22 protein-coding genes are annotated in these 19593 nt (G+C 58.9%); 8 read left to right on the top strand and 14 right to left on the bottom strand.

Annotated elements, in window-relative coordinates:
* Positions 1 to 94: 94 nt before the first annotated feature.
* Together ACQY4M_RS18430 and ACQY4M_RS18435 are read left to right on the top strand one after the other, a co-directional pair.
* Entirely contained in the window at positions 95 to 637 is a 543-nt protein-coding gene (locus ACQY4M_RS18430; RefSeq protein WP_428547199.1) for an SRPBCC family protein, read from the top strand.
* The gene (locus ACQY4M_RS18435) at positions 634 to 1578 is read left to right on the top strand and encodes a YncE family protein (RefSeq protein ID WP_428547202.1); all 945 of its coding nucleotides are present in this window, start codon (positions 634 to 636) and stop codon (positions 1576 to 1578) included. The genes ACQY4M_RS18430 and ACQY4M_RS18435 overlap by 4 nt, the downstream gene beginning before the upstream one ends.
* 5 nt (positions 1579 to 1583) lie before the next feature.
* Here ACQY4M_RS18435 and ACQY4M_RS18440 read toward each other — a convergent pair whose 3' ends face one another.
* From ACQY4M_RS18440 to ACQY4M_RS18460, 5 genes are all read right to left on the bottom strand, one after another.
* A complete protein-coding gene (locus tag ACQY4M_RS18440) occupies positions 1584 to 1706 on the bottom strand; it encodes a hypothetical protein (protein WP_428547205.1) in 123 nt (40 codons plus the stop codon).
* Positions 1707 to 1771: 65 nt separating this feature from the next.
* Entirely contained in the window at positions 1772 to 2815 is a 1044-nt protein-coding gene (locus ACQY4M_RS18445) for an IS5 family transposase (RefSeq protein ID WP_428539227.1), read from the bottom strand.
* 52 nt (positions 2816 to 2867) lie between these two features.
* The gene (locus tag ACQY4M_RS18450; RefSeq protein ID WP_428548273.1) at positions 2868 to 3704 is read right to left on the bottom strand and encodes a DUF4139 domain-containing protein; all 837 of its coding nucleotides are present in this window, start codon (positions 3702 to 3704) and stop codon (positions 2868 to 2870) included.
* A 6-nt stretch (positions 3705 to 3710) separates the two neighbouring features.
* A complete protein-coding gene (locus tag ACQY4M_RS18455) occupies positions 3711 to 4520 on the bottom strand; it encodes a DUF4140 domain-containing protein (protein WP_428547208.1) in 810 nt (269 codons plus the stop codon).
* 159 nt (positions 4521 to 4679) lie between these two features.
* On the bottom strand, positions 4680 to 5702 hold the full coding sequence (locus ACQY4M_RS18460; RefSeq protein ID WP_428547211.1) for an aspartate-semialdehyde dehydrogenase: 1023 nt from the start codon (positions 5700 to 5702) through the stop codon (positions 4680 to 4682).
* Positions 5703 to 6087: 385 nt separating this feature from the next.
* Between ACQY4M_RS18460 and ACQY4M_RS18465 the strand changes: the two genes are divergently transcribed.
* Together ACQY4M_RS18465 and ACQY4M_RS18470 are read left to right on the top strand one after the other, a co-directional pair.
* Complete coding sequence (locus ACQY4M_RS18465) at positions 6088 to 7383, top strand: DEAD/DEAH box helicase (RefSeq protein WP_428547214.1); 1296 nt, start codon at positions 6088 to 6090, stop codon at positions 7381 to 7383.
* 288 nt (positions 7384 to 7671) lie between these two features.
* A complete protein-coding gene (locus ACQY4M_RS18470) occupies positions 7672 to 8022 on the top strand; it encodes a L,D-transpeptidase family protein (RefSeq protein WP_428547217.1) in 351 nt (116 codons plus the stop codon).
* Here ACQY4M_RS18470 and ACQY4M_RS18475 read toward each other — a convergent pair.
* From ACQY4M_RS18475 to ACQY4M_RS18515, 9 genes are all read right to left on the bottom strand, one after another.
* Complete coding sequence (locus ACQY4M_RS18475; RefSeq protein WP_428547220.1) at positions 8019 to 8366, bottom strand: hypothetical protein; 348 nt, start codon at positions 8364 to 8366, stop codon at positions 8019 to 8021. The two genes, ACQY4M_RS18470 and ACQY4M_RS18475, sit on opposite strands and share 4 nt — an antisense overlap.
* A 211-nt stretch (positions 8367 to 8577) precedes the next feature.
* On the bottom strand, positions 8578 to 9621 hold the full coding sequence (locus ACQY4M_RS18480) for an IS5 family transposase (protein ID WP_428541692.1): 1044 nt from the start codon (positions 9619 to 9621) through the stop codon (positions 8578 to 8580).
* Between the two features lie 110 nt (positions 9622 to 9731).
* Entirely contained in the window at positions 9732 to 10523 is a 792-nt protein-coding gene (gene cobM / locus ACQY4M_RS18485) for a precorrin-4 C(11)-methyltransferase (protein ID WP_428547223.1), read from the bottom strand.
* Positions 10520 to 12322 (bottom strand): precorrin-3B C(17)-methyltransferase, encoded by a 1803-nt coding sequence (gene cobJ, locus ACQY4M_RS18490; RefSeq protein WP_428547226.1) that lies wholly within the window; start codon positions 12320 to 12322, stop codon positions 10520 to 10522. Before cobJ ends, cobM begins: the two co-directional genes overlap by 4 nt.
* A complete protein-coding gene (gene cobI / locus ACQY4M_RS18495; protein ID WP_428547229.1) occupies positions 12313 to 13014 on the bottom strand; it encodes a precorrin-2 C(20)-methyltransferase in 702 nt (233 codons plus the stop codon). Before cobI ends, cobJ begins: the two co-directional genes overlap by 10 nt.
* The gene (gene cbiE, locus ACQY4M_RS18500; RefSeq protein WP_428547232.1) at positions 13011 to 14210 is read right to left on the bottom strand and encodes a precorrin-6y C5,15-methyltransferase (decarboxylating) subunit CbiE; all 1200 of its coding nucleotides are present in this window, start codon (positions 14208 to 14210) and stop codon (positions 13011 to 13013) included. Before cbiE ends, cobI begins: the two co-directional genes overlap by 4 nt.
* A 55-nt stretch (positions 14211 to 14265) precedes the next feature.
* A complete protein-coding gene (locus ACQY4M_RS18505; protein WP_428547235.1) occupies positions 14266 to 14904 on the bottom strand; it encodes a precorrin-8X methylmutase in 639 nt (212 codons plus the stop codon).
* 75 nt (positions 14905 to 14979) lie between these two features.
* The gene (locus ACQY4M_RS18510) at positions 14980 to 16074 is read right to left on the bottom strand and encodes a sirohydrochlorin chelatase (RefSeq protein ID WP_428547238.1); all 1095 of its coding nucleotides are present in this window, start codon (positions 16072 to 16074) and stop codon (positions 14980 to 14982) included.
* 4 nt (positions 16075 to 16078) lie between these two features.
* Complete coding sequence (locus tag ACQY4M_RS18515; protein ID WP_428547241.1) at positions 16079 to 16291, bottom strand: DUF6732 family protein; 213 nt, start codon at positions 16289 to 16291, stop codon at positions 16079 to 16081.
* Positions 16292 to 16552: 261 nt separating this feature from the next.
* Between ACQY4M_RS18515 and ACQY4M_RS18520 the strand changes: the two genes are divergently transcribed.
* The 4 genes from ACQY4M_RS18520 to ACQY4M_RS18535 all read left to right on the top strand — a co-directional run bounded on the left by ACQY4M_RS18520 (position 16553) and on the right by ACQY4M_RS18535 (position 19588).
* Positions 16553 to 16921, top strand: coding sequence for a DUF1636 family protein (locus ACQY4M_RS18520; RefSeq protein WP_428547244.1), 369 nt, complete (start codon positions 16553 to 16555; stop codon positions 16919 to 16921).
* Positions 16918 to 17853: an adenosylcobinamide-phosphate synthase CbiB gene (gene cbiB, locus ACQY4M_RS18525; RefSeq protein WP_428547247.1), complete on the top strand. Its 936-nt coding sequence runs from the start codon at positions 16918 to 16920 to the stop codon at positions 17851 to 17853. The genes ACQY4M_RS18520 and cbiB overlap by 4 nt, the downstream gene beginning before the upstream one ends.
* A gap of 64 nt (positions 17854 to 17917) precedes the next feature.
* Entirely contained in the window at positions 17918 to 18274 is a 357-nt protein-coding gene (locus ACQY4M_RS18530; RefSeq protein WP_428547250.1) for a lytic murein transglycosylase, read from the top strand.
* A gap of 63 nt (positions 18275 to 18337) precedes the next feature.
* A complete protein-coding gene (locus ACQY4M_RS18535) occupies positions 18338 to 19588 on the top strand; it encodes an IS256 family transposase (protein ID WP_428539230.1) in 1251 nt (416 codons plus the stop codon).
* The last annotated feature ends 5 nt before the right edge of the window (positions 19589 to 19593 follow it).

The raw sequence follows: 19593 nt of genomic DNA on the forward strand, positions 1-19593 counted from the left end.
GACCGCCCCTGCCCTTGGACTATGGTCGATATTGACCCGATCAAAGCCAGCGGGGACCATCGAATAACAATTCGGGCGCTTCAGGGAGGAAAAGATGAGAATTTACACAATTATGACCGCATTCATGGTGCTGCTGTTGTCAGCCCTGACCGCATACGCCCACGGCCCGTCACGCCAGAAGATCACCCTGACCGCCGAAGTTGCCGCCCCGCCAGAAGAAGTCTGGGCCGCGATTGGCAACTTTCAGGATATGAGCTGGCATCCGGTGGTGTTCAGCACCGAAGGTGAGGGCGGAAACGAGATCAACGCCACCCGAGTTTTGACACTGGGCAAAGAAGGCGGCCCGACCATCAACGAGTTGCTATACAAATACAGCGACGAGAAGATGAGCTATTCCTACCGGATCGAAAAAGTCGACGTGAAGGTTCTGCCCGTCACCAACTATTCCTCGCATCTGACAGTCAAACCACGCGAAGGCGGTGGCTCGATCGTTGAGTGGCGAGGGGCGTTTTATCGGGGGTATCCGAACAATGATCCGCCCGAGGAACTGAACGACGAAGCCGCAATCGCTGCCGTAACAGGCGTATACAAGGCCGGACTGGACGCCCTTGTCGAGCGGTTCGGCGCAGCCAATTGATCCACCTTCTCCCGGTCCTTCTGGTCGGTTGGCTGGGCATATCCTCTGCTTTGGCGGGGGATATTGCTTTTGTCACCAACCAGTCCAGCAATGATATCAGCGTGATCGATCTGGACAACGGCAAGACGCTGAAAACCATCCCCGTAGGTGGCAAACCAGCGGCGGTTGCAGTGGGTCCATACGGCGCGCGCATCTATGTGGTCAGCCCCGACAGCAAAACCCTGAGCGTGATCGCGCATGACACCCTGAGTGTGACCAAAAGGATAAAACTTGACGGTGGCCCGTTCGGGGTGGCGGTTCATCCTGACGGGCAGCGGGTTTACATCACCGACTGGTATAACGCGCGGGTGTTCGAAGTGGCACCGGACACGGGTCAGGTTTTACGCATTATCAAGGTCGGAGAGTCCCCCGCAGGTGTTGCCGTTACACCAGACGGAAGCAGGGTGTTGTCTGCGGATCGTGATTCAGACCAGGTTTCGATCATTGACACAGATAGCGGCGAACGCATTGCCATTGTCCCCGTCGGCGAACGCCCATTTGGCGTGACAATCGACAGCACCGGAACCCGCGCCTATACGGCGGATGTGGGGACAAATACGGTGACGGTGATCGACATCGCAAACGCCCGTGCAATCGGACAGGTCAAGGTGCAAGAACGGCCCTATGTGGTGGCGCTGACCGGCGGGCGCGGCTTTGTCACCAACCAGTATGCCGATACGGTCAGCGTGTTTGATCTGGAAACGCTGCAACCCGTTGGCACGATCGATGTCGGCGAATACCCCGAGGGGATCATCAATTCGACCGACGGGCGCAGGGTTTATGTTGCCAACTGGTTTTCCAACACCCTGTCAGTAATTGATGTGCAAACGCTGCGGGTAACAGCGGAATATGAAACCGGCGATGGCCCGCGGGCCTTTGGGGCGTTCCTTTTGGCCGAATGATCCATCTACGACCATAGGAACGGTGACAGGTCATTGACGCAAGGGAACCTCTGTAAATTCCCGTTTTCGCCTTCTTCGCGGCGGGGTGGACGGTTTTTCGCCTGTCCCGCCTGATTGCTTCGGATCATAAACCCATTTTCACCGGTTTCAAGCCGGTTTTGGGTATTTCAGGCACACCTCACCCCATGAACCCTTATCCCGGCGCCGCCAGGCCGCATTCGAACTGGACGAAGCGCTTCATGTTGTAGACCAGGTTCATCATCCCGATGCGAAATCGCGCCCGCTTCAGGCCGATGGAGCGGATCAGCTTGCCGCCCATGGAGCGCTCCTGAAAAGCGAATACATGCTCGACCCGGACCCGCACTTTCGAGCGCCTCCGGTTGGCCTTTTGCTGGCGCTCGCCAAGCGGCTTGCCGCGCCTGCCCTTGTGATGGATATGGCTGTGAAGCCCCCGCTCTTCCAGCTCGCTTTCGATCTTTTGCGAGCGATAGGCGCTGTCGGCCCACAGGTCCGATGAGGTGTTGCTCGCATCAATCAGACCGGCAAGCGCCTGGCTGTCATGCACGGCGGCATCGGTGACATCATAAGCGCGGATGAATTTGTGCCGCCGGTCGACATTGATGTGGTTCTTGTAGCCGTAATAGCTCTTGCCGTGCTTCTTCGTCCAGCGCGCATCCACGTCCTTCTGGCGCTTCTTGTGGGGTTTTTCCTCCCACTCTTCAGGCGTTTCGCCCGCCTTGATTTTCTCGTTCTCGTCCCTTTTGTTGTGCTGGCGCGGCGCCGGAACGATGCTCGCATCAACAATCTGCCCGCCCATCGCCAGATAGCCCTTTTCGCGCAGAAAGGCATCGAACTTGTCAAACAGCTCCTTCATCTTCCCGGCCCCGGCCAGCCTTTCACGGTAGGCCCAGATGGTCTTGGCGTCAGGTACGCTGTCTTCAATGCCAAGGCCGAGAAACCGCATGAACGACAGGCGGTCGCGGATCTGATACTCGATCTGATCGTCAGAGAGGTTGTAGAGCTGCTGCAAAACCATCGTCTTGAATATCAGCACCTCATCCCAAGGCGGGCGGCCAGCGTTGGATTTGCGCTGTTCGGGCGGCGTGCGCCATATGGCCTTCAGCTCGTCCCGGTAATCCTCGAACGGCACCATGTCGTTGAGCAACACCAGCGGATCACCAGATTTGTCCAGTCCCGCGTATCGGCTGGAAAGATCAAAAAATCCCATCTGACCCATGACAAAACCCCGTCGGTCGAATCATTTTCATCCTGATGACGATTCTACCCCGTCAGGCCGGATTTTGGGGGATTTTTAGAGGTTCCCTGAAGTCTTTTGGCCAGCTTAACGAGGTTGCCAGATGCACCTTTTGGGTTTCGCCCGGCGCGATCGTCATATCCCACGCCGCCACGCCGCGCACATCGTCCACATCTGTTTCCGAGGGGTTCGGGCGGATACGGGTGCTGACTACCAAATCCACTTGCTGGGAATAGGGCAATGCATATAGCGCGCGCACCTCTTGCGGCCTGTCGGTCAGGTTCTCGATCGAGAACTCCACCACATCCTCGCGGGTGTTGCTGGTGGTGATGATGCCGCTGTCGCCGGTTTCCTGACGCAGGGAAGTATAGGTCAGACGCACCCCTTCCATCGCGCCAAAGGGCAGGTCGGTTTCGGCCCCCGAGGGGATCAGATCAAAACTGTTACGCCCGATAAACGCCCCGTCGCGGTAATAGGACGCCATGCCGGGCAACAAGGGTTCGCCCGTATCGTTGGTGATCGCGGCCATAACGAATGCGGTTTCATCCCTGCGCGGGATCGCCAGCAGGCTGGTCTCGACCGGCAGATCGAAACTGTCCAGCACCAGTTGCACCGTTTCGTTATTCTCCAGCGTCACCTTGCGCGGATAGACATAGCGCAGGCTTAGCCCGTCGAATTGGGCCGAGGCCATGATGACCGCTTCTTCGACCATAACCGGTTCGGCCAAAGCCATATCCGCACCTGCCGACATGCGTGCCGTTGAGGTTAGCTTGGCCACCGGTGCATCCTCATAGATCGTGGCCAGATTACGCCCCGCATCGCTGGGCGCGGATTGCGAAAACGGGTTGGCCGTGGACAGAACCAGATCAATATCCGCCTACGCCTGCCCCGTGCCTTGCTGGACCACCACCTTGCGTTCCACCGTCAGACCGGGGTCATCGCCATAACTCAGGCGAAAATCGTAATCGACGCTCCACCGCGCGTTATCAACGATCCGCGCCACTTCAAAACTGGCACTGACCGGTGTGGTCACCTCGACCGAAATGGCCATCAAACCACCCTGACCGGCGGGCGGGGACAGGCGGGCGAACAGGCGTTCGGCCTCGGCCAGATCATCGTTCAGATCGCGCAATTCCTTGTTCAGGTCGCGTGATTGCTGTTCCAGTTCCAGCCGCCGCGCAATCGACGCTTCGGCCTCTTCCCGAACCAATTGCGCCAATGCGCGCACCTGTGCCGGATCGGCATTACCCAGTTCACTGCCGTTAATGGATTTCAAGAACCCTGCCTGCGTATCCAGCGCTACCAGTTGCAGGTTCACAGTGCGGGTTTGGGTCTGCTTGGCGGTGATCGCATCCTTTGCAGCCTCGACCGCCACCTTGGCTCTGGCCTGGGCGGGCGACAGCAACGCGTCCTGATCATAGGTCACATCGTCCAGATAATTGATCGCCCCGATGGTCACACCTTCACTGACCTTTAGCTGCGGTGGGGTGAAATTATAGCCGGACAGATCATAGGGCAGCAACACACGGTGACTGCCGGCGGGCAGGTCCACAGTAGCACGATAGGTCACGCTGGCCCCTTCGGAATAGATGGTGGCGGCCGTAACATTTAGCGGCGTGGTAATATCATCAGCCCACGCGGGCAGCGCGATGAACGAGGCAGAAAGACCCAGAAGAAGGTTACGCATGAAAGCACCTGTTTGTTAGGTTTAAAAAGTTGGCTCTAATTCTTTGACGTATCCTACCTTAGTATCCTTGGAAAAATATCCAAGCGGGTTGATCATCAAAAAGGGCTTGGCAGAAATCATCCGCCAAGCCCTGAAATTAACTTCGCAATACCCGAAAAATCAGCGCTTGCTTAGAATCCGGTTCACATAAACCTCGGCAATCTGCACCGCGTTCAGTGCAGCCCCCTTGCGCAGGTTGTCCGACACGCACCACAGGTTAATCCCGTTATCAATCGTGCTGTCCTGACGGATACGCGAAATGAAGGTGGCGTAATCACCCACACATTCAACCGGTGTGACGTAACCGCCGTCCTCGCGTTTGTCGATCACCATGATACCGGGGGATTCGCGCAGGATGTCGCGGGCTTCGTCCTCGTCCAGATGGTCTTCGAACTCGATGTTTACGGATTCGGCGTGGCCAACGAAAACCGGCACACGAACGCAGGTCGCGGTGACCTTGATGTTCTTGTCGATGATCTTTTTGGTCTCGGCGACCATCTTCCATTCTTCCTTGGTCGAGCCATCGTCCATGAACACATCAATATGCGGAATTACATTGAACGCGATCTGTTTGGTGAATTTCTTGGGCGGCTTGTTGTCGACCGGGTTGTAGATCGACTTGGTCTGATCCCACAACTCGTCAATGCCTTCTTTGCCGGCGCCTGATACAGACTGATAGGTCGAAACCACCACCCGTTTGATCGTGGCGCGGTCGTGCAGCGGTTTCAGCGCTACAACCATCTGCGCGGTCGAACAGTTGGGGTTGGCGATGATCATCTTGTTTTTGTAACCCTCGATCGCATCGGCGTTCACCTCGGGCACGATCAGCGGGATTTCGGGGTCGTAGCGATACAGCGACGAATTGTCGATCACCAGACAACCGGCCTTGGCGGCTATGGGGGCATATTTTTTGGTGGCGACCGAGCCAACAGCAAACAGCGCAATATCCCAGCCGGAAAAATCGAACGTATCCAGATCCTGCGTCTTGAGTGTTTTATCACCAAAGCTGACTTCGGTTCCCAGAGAGCGGCGCGAGGCAAGCACGGCAAGCGTATCCACGGGGAACTGGCGTTCATCCAGAATGTTCAGCATTTCGCGGCCCACGTTACCGGTGGCCCCAACGACGGCGATTTTATAGCCCATGACGGGTCTCCTAAATGGGAATCTCTTTGTAACGCTGCGCTGATACCGCAAGCGGGCGGTGGGGGAAAGGGGCAGTTCGCAACCTATGGCACAGCGGGCACAGCCGAACCGCGCCCCTCTGCTTCCAACACTCGCCTGTTGACATTCCCCCCCGCAACCCCGATATGCCATTCATCCCGAGCGGTCGCCGCGTGAGCAGCCCGCCTTAATTGGCAGTCGGGACGCCCCAAGGCGCGATAGCCTTTCACCAAGTTCCCATTCACGCGGGGTTCTGACGGCCACACTGGCCGCAACCTCAGACGTTGGCCCACATATGGGCCTAATTGCTGATTCCATCGGCTGGCCCGTTTTGTGCTGCCGAATACATATATGAAAGGGTCATTCCTTGACCACATTTGCAGATCTGGGCCTGTCGCCCAACATCCTGAAAGCCGTTGACGAAGCCGGCTATAAAACCCCCTCGCCTATTCAGGAACAGGCAATCCCGCTGGCATTGGCCGGCCATGACATCATGGGCCTTGCCCAGACCGGCACCGGCAAAACCGCCGCTTTCGGCCTGCCGCTGATCGAAAACCTGATGAGCGACGGCTACAAGGCCCCGCCGAAAAACACCAAGGCGCTGATCCTTGCGCCCACCCGCGAACTGGTTAACCAGATTGCCGAAAACCTGTGCGCCTATGTGCGCAAAACCCATCTCAAGGTGAACCTTGTGGTGGGCGGCGTATCAATCAACCGCCAGATTCAAAACCTGTCCAAAGGCACCGACATCCTTGTCGCCACGCCGGGCCGTTTGATCGATCTGCTGGATCGTCGCGCCATCTTCCTTGATAAAGCCCGCTTTCTGGTGCTGGACGAGGCCGACCAGATGCTGGACATGGGGTTCATCCACGCCCTGCGCAAAATCGCCCCCCTACTGGGCACCCCGCGCCAGACCATGCTGTTTTCGGCCACCATGCCCAAACTGATGAGCGAAATTGCCGGTGCCTATCTGAAAGACCCGAAAAAGGTTCAGGTTTCGACGCCGGGCAAAGCTGCCGACAAGATTGCCCAGACGCTGTATTACACCGCGCAAGCCAACAAGACGGAATTGCTGAAGGAATACCTGAACAAATCCCCCGATGGTCTGTCGCTGGTGTTTTCCCGCACCAAACACGGTGCGGAAAAGCTGAAACGCACGCTGGAAACAGCGGGTTATTCCGCTGTATCGATCCACGGCAACAAATCCCAGGGCCAGCGCGAACGCGCGATCAAGGCGTTCAAATCGGGCGAGGCCCGCGTGTTGGTGGCCACCGATGTTGCCGCGCGCGGTATCGACATTCCGGACGTTAGTCACGTTTACAACTACGACCTGCCCGAAGTGCCGGAAAACTATATCCACCGTATTGGCCGGACCGCCCGTGCAGGCAAAGGCGGCGAGGCGATTGCCTTTGTTTCCGCCACCGAAATCGGTTATCTGCGGCAGATCGAAAAACTGATGAAGATCGAAATTCCGGTCGCTGGCGGCATCCGCCCGCAAGAGGAAAAACCGGCCCCGCGTGGCGGTGGTGGTGGCCGCCGTGGTGGCGGCGGTGGCGGTCAACGTCGCGGTGGGGGCAAACCCCAAGGCGGCAATCCTTCCGGCGCACCCCAAGGCAACAAACCCAAACGCCGCCGCAATCGTCGCCGTAAACCGGCAGCCTGATTTGTGGCTATCCCGAGTTTGATCCGGGACCTGAAACCAAAAGGCCCCGCATCCGGTGCGGGGCCACACCAACCTTGACCAGCACGGCTTGAATCACCACTTACCCCGTATGGTTCGTATTTTTACCCGTCTGTTGTTCGTCCTGTTGCTCGGCCTTGTCGCGTTCATTGCCTATGATCGCTACACTCAGGAACCACCCCTCCACCCGCGCCACTGACCGAACAAATCGACCATATCCTGATTGAAAAATCTGCCCGTCGCCTGACAGTTTTTCGCAACGGCGAACCGGTGCGAACCTATAAAATCGCCCTTGGCTTTGCCCCCGCTGGCGACAAGGTGCAACAAGGCGATGGCAAGACCCCCGAAGGGATGTTCACCATCACCCGCCGCAATCCGGACAGCAAATATCACTTGTCACTGGGCATTGATTATCCGCAAGCAGACGACATCGCCCGTGCACAGGCGGCAGGGGTCGATCCCGGTGGTGATATTTTCATCCACGGACAGCCCAACGGATTCGGAAAACTCGCAACCATCCCGACGGATTGGACCGCCGGTTGCATTGCCGTTTCGGATACAGAAATCGAAGAACTATGGCGCGTAGTTCAAACTGGAACCACCGTGGAAATCAGACCTTAATTTCCTAGCAGCGCGATTGGCGCATTCACATCACGCACGAAATCCAGCGGTGCCTTGTCCTTGGCCACGGTGCTGCGTTTGAATTCATACACCATCTGGCCGTTCTCCTCTTCCGAGGCGACAATCAGGCACTGATACAGATGACGGGAACCATCATACAGATCGACCAGCCCACGCAGATGCGGCGCGTTTTCAGCATCCAGCGCAAAGCCGGTTTCCCAGAACCGCAGCACTGGAAAAATTTCGTCATCGGTATGCACCCGCAGACGGCTTTTACGTTTCAGATCGCGCTTGCGGGCCGCTTCCAGCCCCTCACGCACTTCTTTTGGCAGAAATTCAAACATCGCTCGCCCACCCAGTTTCCTCCCCCTACCTTGCCACGGTGTTGGTAAAGGTCAAGTTAAGGGAACCTCTGTAAATTCCCGTTTTCGCCTTCTTCGCGGCGGGGTGGACGGTTTTTCGCCTGTCCCGCCTGATTGCTTCGGATCATAAACCCATTTTCACCGGTTTCAAGCCGGTTTTGGGTATTTCAGGCACACCTCACCCCATGAACCCTTATCCCGGCGCCGCCAGGCCGCATTCGAACTGGACGAAGCGCTTCATGTTGTAGACCAGGTTCATCATCCCGATGCGAAATCGCGCCCGCTTCAGGCCGATGGAGCGGATCAGCTTGCCGCCCATGGAGCGCTCCTGAAAAGCGAATACATGCTCGACCCGGACCCGCACTTTCGAGCGCCTCCGGTTGGCCTTTTGCTGGCGCTCGCCAAGCGGCTTGCCGCGCCTGCCCTTGTGATGGATATGGCTGTGAAGCCCCCGCTCTTCCAGCTCGCTTTCGATCTTTTGCGAGCGATAGGCGCTGTCGGCCCACAGGTCCGATGAGGTGTTGCTCGCATCAATCAGACCGGCAAGCGCCTGGCTGTCATGCACGGCGGCATCGGTGACATCATAAGCGCGGATGAATTTGTGCCGCCGGTCGACATTGATGTGGTTCTTGTAGCCGTAATAGCTCTTGCCGTGCTTCTTCGTCCAGCGCGCATCCACGTCCTTCTGGCGCTTCTTGTGGGGTTTTTCCTCCCACTCTTCAGGCGTTTCGCCCGCCTTGATTTTCTCGTTCTCGTCCCTTTTGTTGTGCTGGCGCGGCGCCGGAACGATGCTCGCATCAACAATCTGCCCGCCCATCGCCAGATAGCCCTTTTCGCGCAGAAAGGCATCGAACTTGTCAAACAGCTCCTTCATCTTCCCGGCCCCGGCCAGCCTTTCACGGTAGGCCCAGATGGTCTTGGCGTTAGGTACGCTGTCTTCAATGCCAAGGCCGAGAAACCGCATGAACGACAGGCGGTCGCGGATCTGATACTCGATCTGATCGTCAGAGAGGTTGTAGAGCTGCTGCAAAACCATCGTCTTGAATATCAGCACCTCATCCCAAGGCGGGCGGCCAGCGTTGGATTTGCGCTGTTCGGGCGGCGTGCGCCATATGGCCTTCAGCTCGTCCCGGTAATCCTCGAACGGCACCATGTCGTTGAGCAACACCAGCGGATCACCAGATTTGTCCAGTCCCGCGTATCGGCTGGAAAGATCAAAAAATCCCATCTGACCCATGACAAAACCCCGTCGGTCGAATCATTTTCATCCTGATGACGATTCTACCCCGTCAGGCCGGATTTTGGGGGATTTTTAGAGGTTCCCTTAAGAATTTGCGACAATATGGATCAGGTGTTGTGATCCTCAACCAGATCAACCCCGACCACAGGTCGTAAAACATGTGGTTTATCAGGGTCATACAGCGCGGAATCCTTAAATTCCCGCACCTCGCCCAGCGCCGGACCAACCAGTATCAACGCCGTGCGTGTGATCTTCTCGACCCGCACTTTTTTACGAATATCCGTCAGGGTGCCCCGCAGAATCATCTCGTCCGGCCAGCCCACGCGATAGGCCACCACCACAGGGCAATCCGGCCCGTAATGGGGCACCAGAACGCGTTCGATCTCGCGCATGTTGCGCACGCCCAGATGGATCGCCAATGTGGCACCGGTGCGGGCGAAGTTCTCCAGTGTCTCGCCTTCGGGCATCGACGTGGATTGCATGGAAACCCGCGTCAGAACAATAGATTGCGCCACTTCGGGGATGGTCAATTCCTGCCCCAAAGCCGCCGCAGCCGCCGCATAGGCCGGTACGCCGGGAATGATCTCGTAAGGTATACCATCGGCCCGCAGCCGCCGGATTTGCTCGGCAATCGCGCCATATAACGACGGATCACCCGAATGAACCCGCGCCACATCCTCGCCCCGCTGGTGCGCGGCCAGAATTTCGGCGTGGGTATCATTCAGCGTCATCGCTGCCGTGTCCTTGACGGTCGCCCCCTTTGGCGCTCCGGCAACCACCTGTTCGGGCACCAGAGACCCCGCAAACAGGCACACCGGACAGGCCGCAATCAACCGCTGCGCCTTGAGCGTCAGCAACTCGGGATCACCCGGCCCCGCGCCAATAAAATAGACCGTCATGCCAAATCCCCATCAATTTTCCGCGCATAGCCGCGCGGGGTAAACATCCGCGGGCCTTCGCCCAGTTGCGCCAATCGCGAATGGCTGGAGCCAACCAGAACCACCGTCAGCATATCCACCTCATCCACCTGCAAATCCGCCAGATTGCGATAGCGGATATGTTCCTCGGGACGGCCCAGCGAACTGGCCAGCATCACTGGCGTATCGGAAGGGCGGTGTTGCAGCAGAATGTCCCGTGCCTCGGCCAGCAGGGTGCGGCGCCGCTTGGACACCGGATTGTAAAACGCAATCACGAAATCCCCCTCGGCGGCGGCCTTCAGCCGTCTTAGAATATCCTCGCGCGGGGTCAGCAGGTCGGACAGGGAAATCGCGCAGAAATCATGGCCCAGCGGCGCACCAGCCCGCGCCGCCGCCCCTTGCAACGCCGAAACGCCGGGGGTCGAGACCACCTGAACCCGCCGCGCCGCATCCGATACGCCATGCGCGTCCGGACCACGGTCCAGCAGTTCAAACACCAGCGCACCCATCGCGTAAATCCCGGCATCGCCGGAACAGATCAGCGCGACGTTTTTCCCTTTGCCCGCCTGCTCCAGCGCATATCGGCAGCGGTCCTCTTCCCCGCCCAATGGAAAATCCGAGCGCGCCTTGCCCGATACCAGCGGTCCCAGCAGGTCAATATACAAACCATAGCCCACCAATTCCTCGGCCTGTGCAATCAGCTGGCTGGCTTCGGGCGTGCGCCAACTGTGCTGCCCCGGCCCGATGCCGACAATCGACAGTTTGCCGCGTTTTCTGCCGTTTTGGGCTGTAATAGGTTCTGGTGCCCGCGCCAGCGCACAGGTGCAATTCGCCGTTTTGCGTTTTTCGACGGCCAGTTTCGCGTCCTTGCCCGCCGCCGCCAAAGCCGCCGCTTCGGATACCCCGTGGCAGCCCACTTCGGCAAAAACCACATCGGACGGGTTCGCCAAGCGCGCCGCCTCACCCTCCAGTTCCGCCGCTGTGAACAACCGCAAAGGCACCCCTAGCCGCCGCGCCAGTTCGTTCATCGCAGGTTCATCCGCCTTCAGGTCCAGCGTGTTGACCGAAGCAATCGCACCAGCGGCAATCCCCGCCTGATCCAGCGCACTCTCCACCAGTTCCCACAGCTCTGCCGGATCAGCCCCGCGCGCACAACCAACCCCCAGCGCAAACCGCTGCGGATGATAGACAAGCCGCGTGTCAGAGCCTGTTTCCGGCGCCTCATTCACCACCAATTCCACCGCGCCATCGGGATCAGCCGGCAGATCAAAGATCGCCTCGCCCACCTGTCGCGCGCCGCCGCCGTTCAGCAGCGCCATCATCACACCCTTGGCATCCTCGGGATTGGCCAGCCGATAGCCTACGGGTGGTTCGTCCAGCGCCACACCCAGCGCCACATCGCCCGCCGTGGTCACCGCTGCCTTGGCCTGCAACACTTGGGCAATCTGGCGCGCCAACCGGTTCGCGCCGCGATGCCCGCCCAGCAAAGGCACCACCACCGCGCCATCATCCGACACCGCCACCACCGGCGGCTCCACTCGTTTATCCGTCAACACCGGTGCCACCGCACGGATCAATATCCCCGCCGCGCAGACCCCGACCACCGGCGTGCCGCTGGCAAACAGCATGCGCACATGGTCCAGCGCATTGGGGAAATACGCATCCGCCACATCCACACGGCACTCGCGGCCATGCACCATCGCGCCCAGCTCAAGCGCCACATCATGGGCCACCGTCTCGCCTGCACGGGACAGGCAAATAACAACAGGTTTTAAAGCCACGGATCGGTCCCCTTTGTGATAAGTATCATTGAAAAATACGGCGCGTTTTGTGGGGCATCCTCCAGCGCCATCCGCTGTTCCTGCGCCAGAGAGGCCCGCTCGATATAATGCGCCCGATCCAGCAGGCCCAAACCGTCGATCACCCGCCTGATGCGCTCCAGATGCCGCCCGACCTTCATGATCACCAGTGAATCCGCAGTCGCAATCCGCGCCTTTAGCGCATCATCCTCCAGCGGCCCGGGGATCACGCTCAACACCTCGTTGCGTGCGGCCAAAGGCAGGCCCAAAGCTGCTGCGCTGGCTGTCATAGACGTTACCCCCGGCACCACCTCGACCGTGAACCGGCCCGACAGACGGGCATACAGATACATAAACGACCCATAGAAAAACGGATCCCCCGCGCACAGCACAACCACGTCCAAACCAGTCTCTAACATGGCGGTAATCTCGTCTGCAGCCTTGTCATAGGCCGCCTGCGCCGGTGCACGATCCACCACCATCGGCACATCAATCCTGATCTCCCGCACCCCGTCAGCCAGCAGGTCCGCCGCAATGCTTCGCGCAAAACTCTCGCCACCGGCCAGCGCCGGATAGGCCACCACCCGCGCCGCCCCGATCAACCGCGCCGCCTTCAGCGTCATCAGCTCCGCATCTCCGGGGCCAAGGCCGATACCGTACAAAGTGCCACTCATCGTTTGATCAGGCTCCACTGTGTCACCGGCCGCATCGGTTTCCAGCCGCTTAACGGCCCCAAAGCCTCGACCCGGCTTGCCGCGATCTTCACCAGATCACCGCCAAATTCCCTGTGCAACGCAATCAACACCGCCTCGCTCTCCAGCGTCACCGCATTGGCCACCAACCGGCCCAGTGGGCGCAACGCCTCCCACGCCGCTGCAAACACCTCGCGGCTTAACCCCCCGCCGATGAATATCGCATCCGGCGCTTCCAGCCCGTCCAGCGCCTCGGGCACCATACCGTCAACCAGTTCCAGCTTTGGCACCCCCAACGCCAGCGCATTCGCCGCCGCCAATGCGCGTCTGTCTGCCCGCGGTTCAATGCCGATTGCCCGCGCATAGTGCGCGCCGCGCATCCACTCCACCGCAACCGAACCACAGCCGCACCCGACATCCCACAACAATGCCCCGCGCATCGGCATTAGTTTCGCCAAGGTCAACGCCCGCACTTCCTGCTTGGTCATGGTGCCGTCGTGTTGAAACAGATCATCCGCCAACCCCGGCACCCGAGGCAACAATGCCGCATCGGGCGCAGCCACACATTCCACCGCCAGCGTGTTGAACGGCGGCACCACATGGGTCCAGCTTTCGGCCACACCGTCAAACCGCGCCTCGTCCTCTCCGCCCATATTCGCCAGCACTGCCATCCGGCTCTTGCCAAAGCCACGTTCGGTCAGAAACGCGGCAATCTGCGCCGGTGTTTCCTCGCCCGTGGTCAGGATTAACAGCCTCTGATCCGGCTGGATATAGGCAATCATCTGCTCGACCGGACGCCCATGCACAGTCAGCGTTTCCAGATCAGCCATAGACCAGCCCATCCGCGCCGCCGCCAGTTGAAACGCACCGACCTGCGGATGGTAAACCACCTCGGATGGATCAATCTTGCGCCCAATCTTTGCTCCAACCGAATACCACAACGGATCACCTGACGCCAAAACCACCACCCGCTTGCCGCGATTGGTCTTCAGCGTGTCAATCAGGGCATCAAAGGGGGATGGCCAACTGACCCGCTCGGCCCCTGACAAACCCGCCAGCGCATGGTGCCGCATCCCGCCGACAATAACCTCGGCCGCCTCGACCACCGCGCGGGTCGCAGGCGTCAAACCATCCAAACCGTCTTCACCAATCCCGACAATATGCAACCAGGGTTTCATTTCGACCCCTCCATTACCGTTCCCGAAATATCCCCGCCGGAGGCATAGAATCTCTTCATGCCCCCACCTCGGGCAATCCCGCCGCCAACGCATTCACCGCCGCAGACCCCATCGCCGACCCCCCGCGCCGCCCACGCAGGGCAACAAACTCGCACCCGCGCGGATTACCGGCCAGTTCCGCCTTGCTCTCGGCCGCGCCAACAAACCCCACAGGGAAGCCCAATATCACGGCAGGCTTTGGCCAGCCCCCATCCAGCAACTCCAACAGATGAAACAGCGCTGTCGGCGCATTGCCGATCACCACCACAGCACCCTCGATATGATCCCGCCACAGTTCAACTGCTGCCGCTGACCGCGTATTTTCGATCTCCTTGGCCAATGCGGACACCGAAGGATTATTCAATGTCACCACTACATCATTCCCCGCAGGCAAATACCGCCGGATAATCCCCGCGCCCACCATCTCGCAGTCACACAAAACTGGCGCACCAGCCTCTAATGCGGCCCGTCCGGCCTGATAAGCCCCATTGGAAAACGCCAGCCGGTCCGCTACCTCGACCATGCCACAGGCATGAATCAACCGGATTGCCACCGCTTCCATCCCCGCACCGAACCGCCCCAACCGCGCTTCTTTGCGGACCGTGGCAAAGCTCTGGGCATAGATTGCCGATGGCTCCTTTTCATAAGGTCTCATGTGCGCACCTCGCCACAAGCACCAATCAAAATATAGTGCAAACGCCCCGCAAGGGGCGTTTTCCGCTTGGTTAAACTACGCATCTTTCTTGCGCGCGCTTTCCGGCCCCAAGGGGTGTTTTGCGTGCGGATATTCCGGATGGTGGTGGTGATCATGGTCATGATGATGATGCCCATCCCCGTGGTCATGATCGTGATGATGGTGGTGGTGATCCATATCCAGCCGACATTCGCCGGTGCAGAACGTATCGCACAAATCACAGGTTTCCACCGTCGCACCGGGTGCATTGGCACCCTGACCTTCAACATGGTGATGGTGGCTTTCCTGAACCGCGCCCACCTCGGCCTCGAACCCCAATACCTGCGTGCGGTATTTGCACGTTCCGCAGGTTTCCGGTGGCATATCGCCCAGTTGCTCCATCACCCGTTCGGCAAAGGTTTCCAGCACCTGCGCATGATCATTCAGATAGCCCGCCTTCACAAACTGGATATCCGGATGTGCCGCCGCCACCTTGTCGGTAAAGCCATAAATCCGGTCAATCAGGATGCCTGCAAACAGGAAATACGGAAATACGATCACCCGCTTGTAGCCCAGCCGCGTGGTGTGCTCCAGACAGGGTTCGACCAGCGGAAAGGTCACGCCGGAATAGCCAACCTCGCACCAGCCAAACCCCATGCCTTCCCACAGCATCCGCGCCACTTTGGCGACATTGGCGTTGGCATCGGGATCAGACGCACCGCGCCCGATCACCACCAGACATGTTTCTTCCAGCGGCAGATCACCAAATTCGGCATTGGCCGCGTCAACCGCTTCCTGCACCCGCGCACCGGCGGCTGCGATCATTTTGGGGTCCACGCCCAATTCGCGCCCGTAGGTCACATCAATGCCGTGCTTTTTGGCATAGGTGTTCAGCACCGTCGGAATATCGTTCTTAGTGTGCATCGCGGCAAACAGCATCCCCGGAACGGCAATGATACGATCACATCCGGCCCCACGCAGACGGTCCAGACCGTCGCGGATCACCGGATTGGCAAACTCCAGATAGCCGTAATCAACCGCATAATCATCCGGCAACAATGCTGGCAGCTTTTCGGCAAGCACCGCAAATTCATTCACTGCATCTTGCGAGCGCGAGCCGTGGCCGCAGATCATCACACCAATCTTGCCCATAAACTCAGGCCTCCTGCGGTTCAGCGTCGGTTTCTTCTTCTTCCGAAGCTTCCTGCTCCTTACCCTTTTTGGCTTGCCACAGGGCAGCCGCCGCCGCAGCGGCAATCGCTGCCAGTCCAATCCAGTGGCTATGGCCTGCAACCTCGATAATATGGGTCGGATGCGCAAAGGCTGGGGCGGCCATCATGACCAGCATCACAGAAATCAGGGTTTTCATCGCATATATCCTCTCGTAACCGGCCCAAACAGGTCAGGTGACAGGAACATATGCTCCCGACGACGCTGGTTTTGATCCCCTGTTTGGGTCAATCATCCACCAGCCAACCGTTCTGGCCCTTTGGGCTTCGTCTGATCCAGCTATAGGACGGCAAACCCGTCACTGCAAACGGATTCACGACGGCCAAGGCGCGGATGGCGACATCCCTCTTGCAATCGGGCGGGTAATCCGTTTCATCGGACCAGAACAAAGGAAACCCGCATGACCACCACCATCACCATCTGCGACACATGCAAACGCGAAGGCTGGGATGAAACCACCCACAAAACAGACGGCGAATTGATGGCCGATCTGATCGAGGCGGCTGCCAGCGACACCCCCGTCAAAACCCGCCGGTTTTCCTGCCTGATGGGCTGTGACCGCGCCTGCAATGTCACCATTCAGGCCGAGGGCAAGTTGAACTATACCCTTGGACAATTCACCCCCACGCCCGAGGCCGCCGAAGCCATTGTTGCCTATGCCACCCTGCACGCCGACAGCACATCGGGGCAGGTGCCCTATCGCGACTGGCCGCAAGCGATCAAAGGCCACTTTACCACCCGCCATCCACCACTTCAGACAGACGAATGAACACCGCGCTGATCCTTTTGCTGGCCATGCTGCTGGATGCCCTGCTGGGCGAGCCAAAATGGCTGTGGTCCCGCGTGCCGCATCCGGCGGTGCTGATGGGGCGGGCTGTGGGTTGGCTGGATGAAAACTTCAATACCTCTGTGATCGGCATTGACCCGAAGGAACGCAAACGCAGCGGCATCCTGACCATGGCTGCGCTGGTTCTGGCAGCGTGGGTTGTTGGGGTTATCGTCTCTAACCTGCCGGATTTCGGCATTTTGCAAATCATTCTGGCCGCAATGCTGCTGGCCCAGAAAAGCCTGACCCAGCACGTCACCGCCGTGGCCGACGCCCTGCGCCTGTCCACCGCTGACGGACGGCTGATGGTGGCGCGAATTGTCGGACGTGATACGGCGACGATGGACGATACAGCCGTGGCCCGTGGCGCGATTGAAAGTGCGGCGGAAAACCTGTCGGACGGGGTGATTGCACCTGCCTTCTGGTTCCTGTTGTTGGGTCTGCCCGGTCTGCTGATCTATAAAATCACCAACACGGCAGATTCGATGATCGGCTATAAAACCGAACGCCACGCCGATTTTGGCTGGGCCGCCGCGTGGCTGGATGATGTGTTGAACTACATCCCCGCCCGCCTGACGGCCCTGCTGATTGCCGCTACCCATGGCACCTTGAACAAATGGCGCCTGATTCTGCGCGATGCACCCCTGCACCGTTCGCCTAATGCCGGCTGGCCCGAAGCGGCCATGGCCGTCACCCTGAACATCGCCTTGTCCGGCCCGCGCAGCTATCACGGGCAGATGCGCGATTTCCCCTATGTCCACCCCGAAGGCCGCCGCATCCTGACTCCGGGCGACATTGATGCGGCAATAATAGCGTTGTGGCGGGCATGGGGCGGAATGGTCGCAATTGTCGCCATAGCGGCACTGTTCACCTGACCTATTGCCACTGGCCGCAGCCCTGCTAATCTGCGCCCGAATTGGTATTTTGAAAGGCCCTTTTATGCGTAACCCAATAATCCCGATGATGGCGGTTCTTTGCCTGACCCTGACACCCGCTTTTGCAGGCAGTCAATGCGGCGGCAAATTCAGCAGCTTTGTTGCCAACCTGAAAAAAGAGGCCATCAGTAAAGGCCATGACCGCGCCACGGTGGATCGTTTCTTTGCCTCGGTCCGGCAAGACCCGAAAACCCTGAAAGCGGATCGCGCCCAAGGGGTGTTCCAGAAAGATTTCATCGCCTTTTCCCGCGCCCTGATCAGCAAATCCCGCTTGAATAAGGGTATATCCAACGCTCGGAAATACGACAGTGTGTTTGACCGCATCCAGCAGAGTAATGCCCGAAAGTTGGTGATGGGGTGATTGGGTGGCATATCATGGCGGTGTTGACGCGCCGCGATTCTCAGAGAGAAAAGGATATGCCACATGGAAGACGATACTATTTTGGAGTTTACCGATCCAGCCGGAATTTCACCTGATCCGCTGACGGATATCTTGCGCAAAGGCGCGCGGGATCTGTTGGCACAGGCGGTCGAGGCCGAGGTTTGTGATCTGATGGCGCAACACGCGCATTTGAGGGATTCGGCCGGTCGCCAGCGCCTTGTTCGCCACGGATACCTGCCGGAGCGCGAGGTGATGACGGGGATCGGCCCTGTCCCGGTGAATGTGCCTCGGGTGCGTGATCGTGGCACGGGGGCGGAGAAGATCAGGTTCACCTCGACGCTTCTGCCGCCGTATCTGCGCCGGGCAAAGTCGGTCGAGGAGTTGTTGCCCTGGCTCTATCTCAAAGGTATTTCCACGGGTGATTTCGGCGAAGCACTGGCGGCCCTTCTGGGGCCTGATGCGGGTGGTTTGACATCGAGCACGATTTCGCGCCTGAAGGCGGAGTGGTGGGCAGAATACGAGCGTTGGAACCGGCGTGACCTGTCGGCCAAACGCTATGTGTATTTCTGGGCCGACGGGGTTTATTTCAAGCCGCGCACGGATGCTGACAAGCAATGCATGCTGGTGATCATCGGCGCGGACGAGTGGGGTAACAAGGATGTTCTGGGCCTCGTGGACGGGTATCGAGAAAGCAGCCAGAGCTGGCGTGAACTGCTGCTGGACTTGCAACGTCGTGGCCTCAGAAAAGCCCCTGATCTGGCCGTTGGTGATGGCGCGCTCGGCTTCTGGAACGCCTTGCGGGAGGTGTTCGGTGAGACCCGGGAGCAGCGCTGCTGGGTGCATAAAACCGGCAACGTCCTGAATGCCATGCCGAAGTCGCTGCAAGCCAAAGCCAAGGGCCATCTACAGGACATCTGGATGGCCGAGAACAAACGGGACGCCGAGGCCGCGTTCAATTTCTTCATCGAAGCCTATGGCGTGAAATACGAGCGTGCCGTGGGGAAGCTGACCAAGGACCGGGACGTGCTGCTGACCTTCTACGACTTCCCTGCCGAGCACTGGAAACACATCCGCACATCCAACCCCATCGAAAGCATATTTGCCACCGTGCGGCACCGAACGAAGAAGACCAAAGGCTGCCTCGGGCGCAAGACCGCCTTGGCAATGACCTTCCGCCTGATGATGTCGGCAAAGAAGAAATGGCGTAAACTCGACGGCGCATTCCGATTGCCGGAAATCATCGAAGGGGTTGAATTTAAGGACGGGATCAAGCAGGAAAAACATGCCGCCTGATTACT

Origin of the sequence: Profundibacter sp. (assembly GCF_965277155.1) — a bacterium.
Classification (GTDB): domain Bacteria; phylum Pseudomonadota; class Alphaproteobacteria; order Rhodobacterales; family Rhodobacteraceae; genus Profundibacter.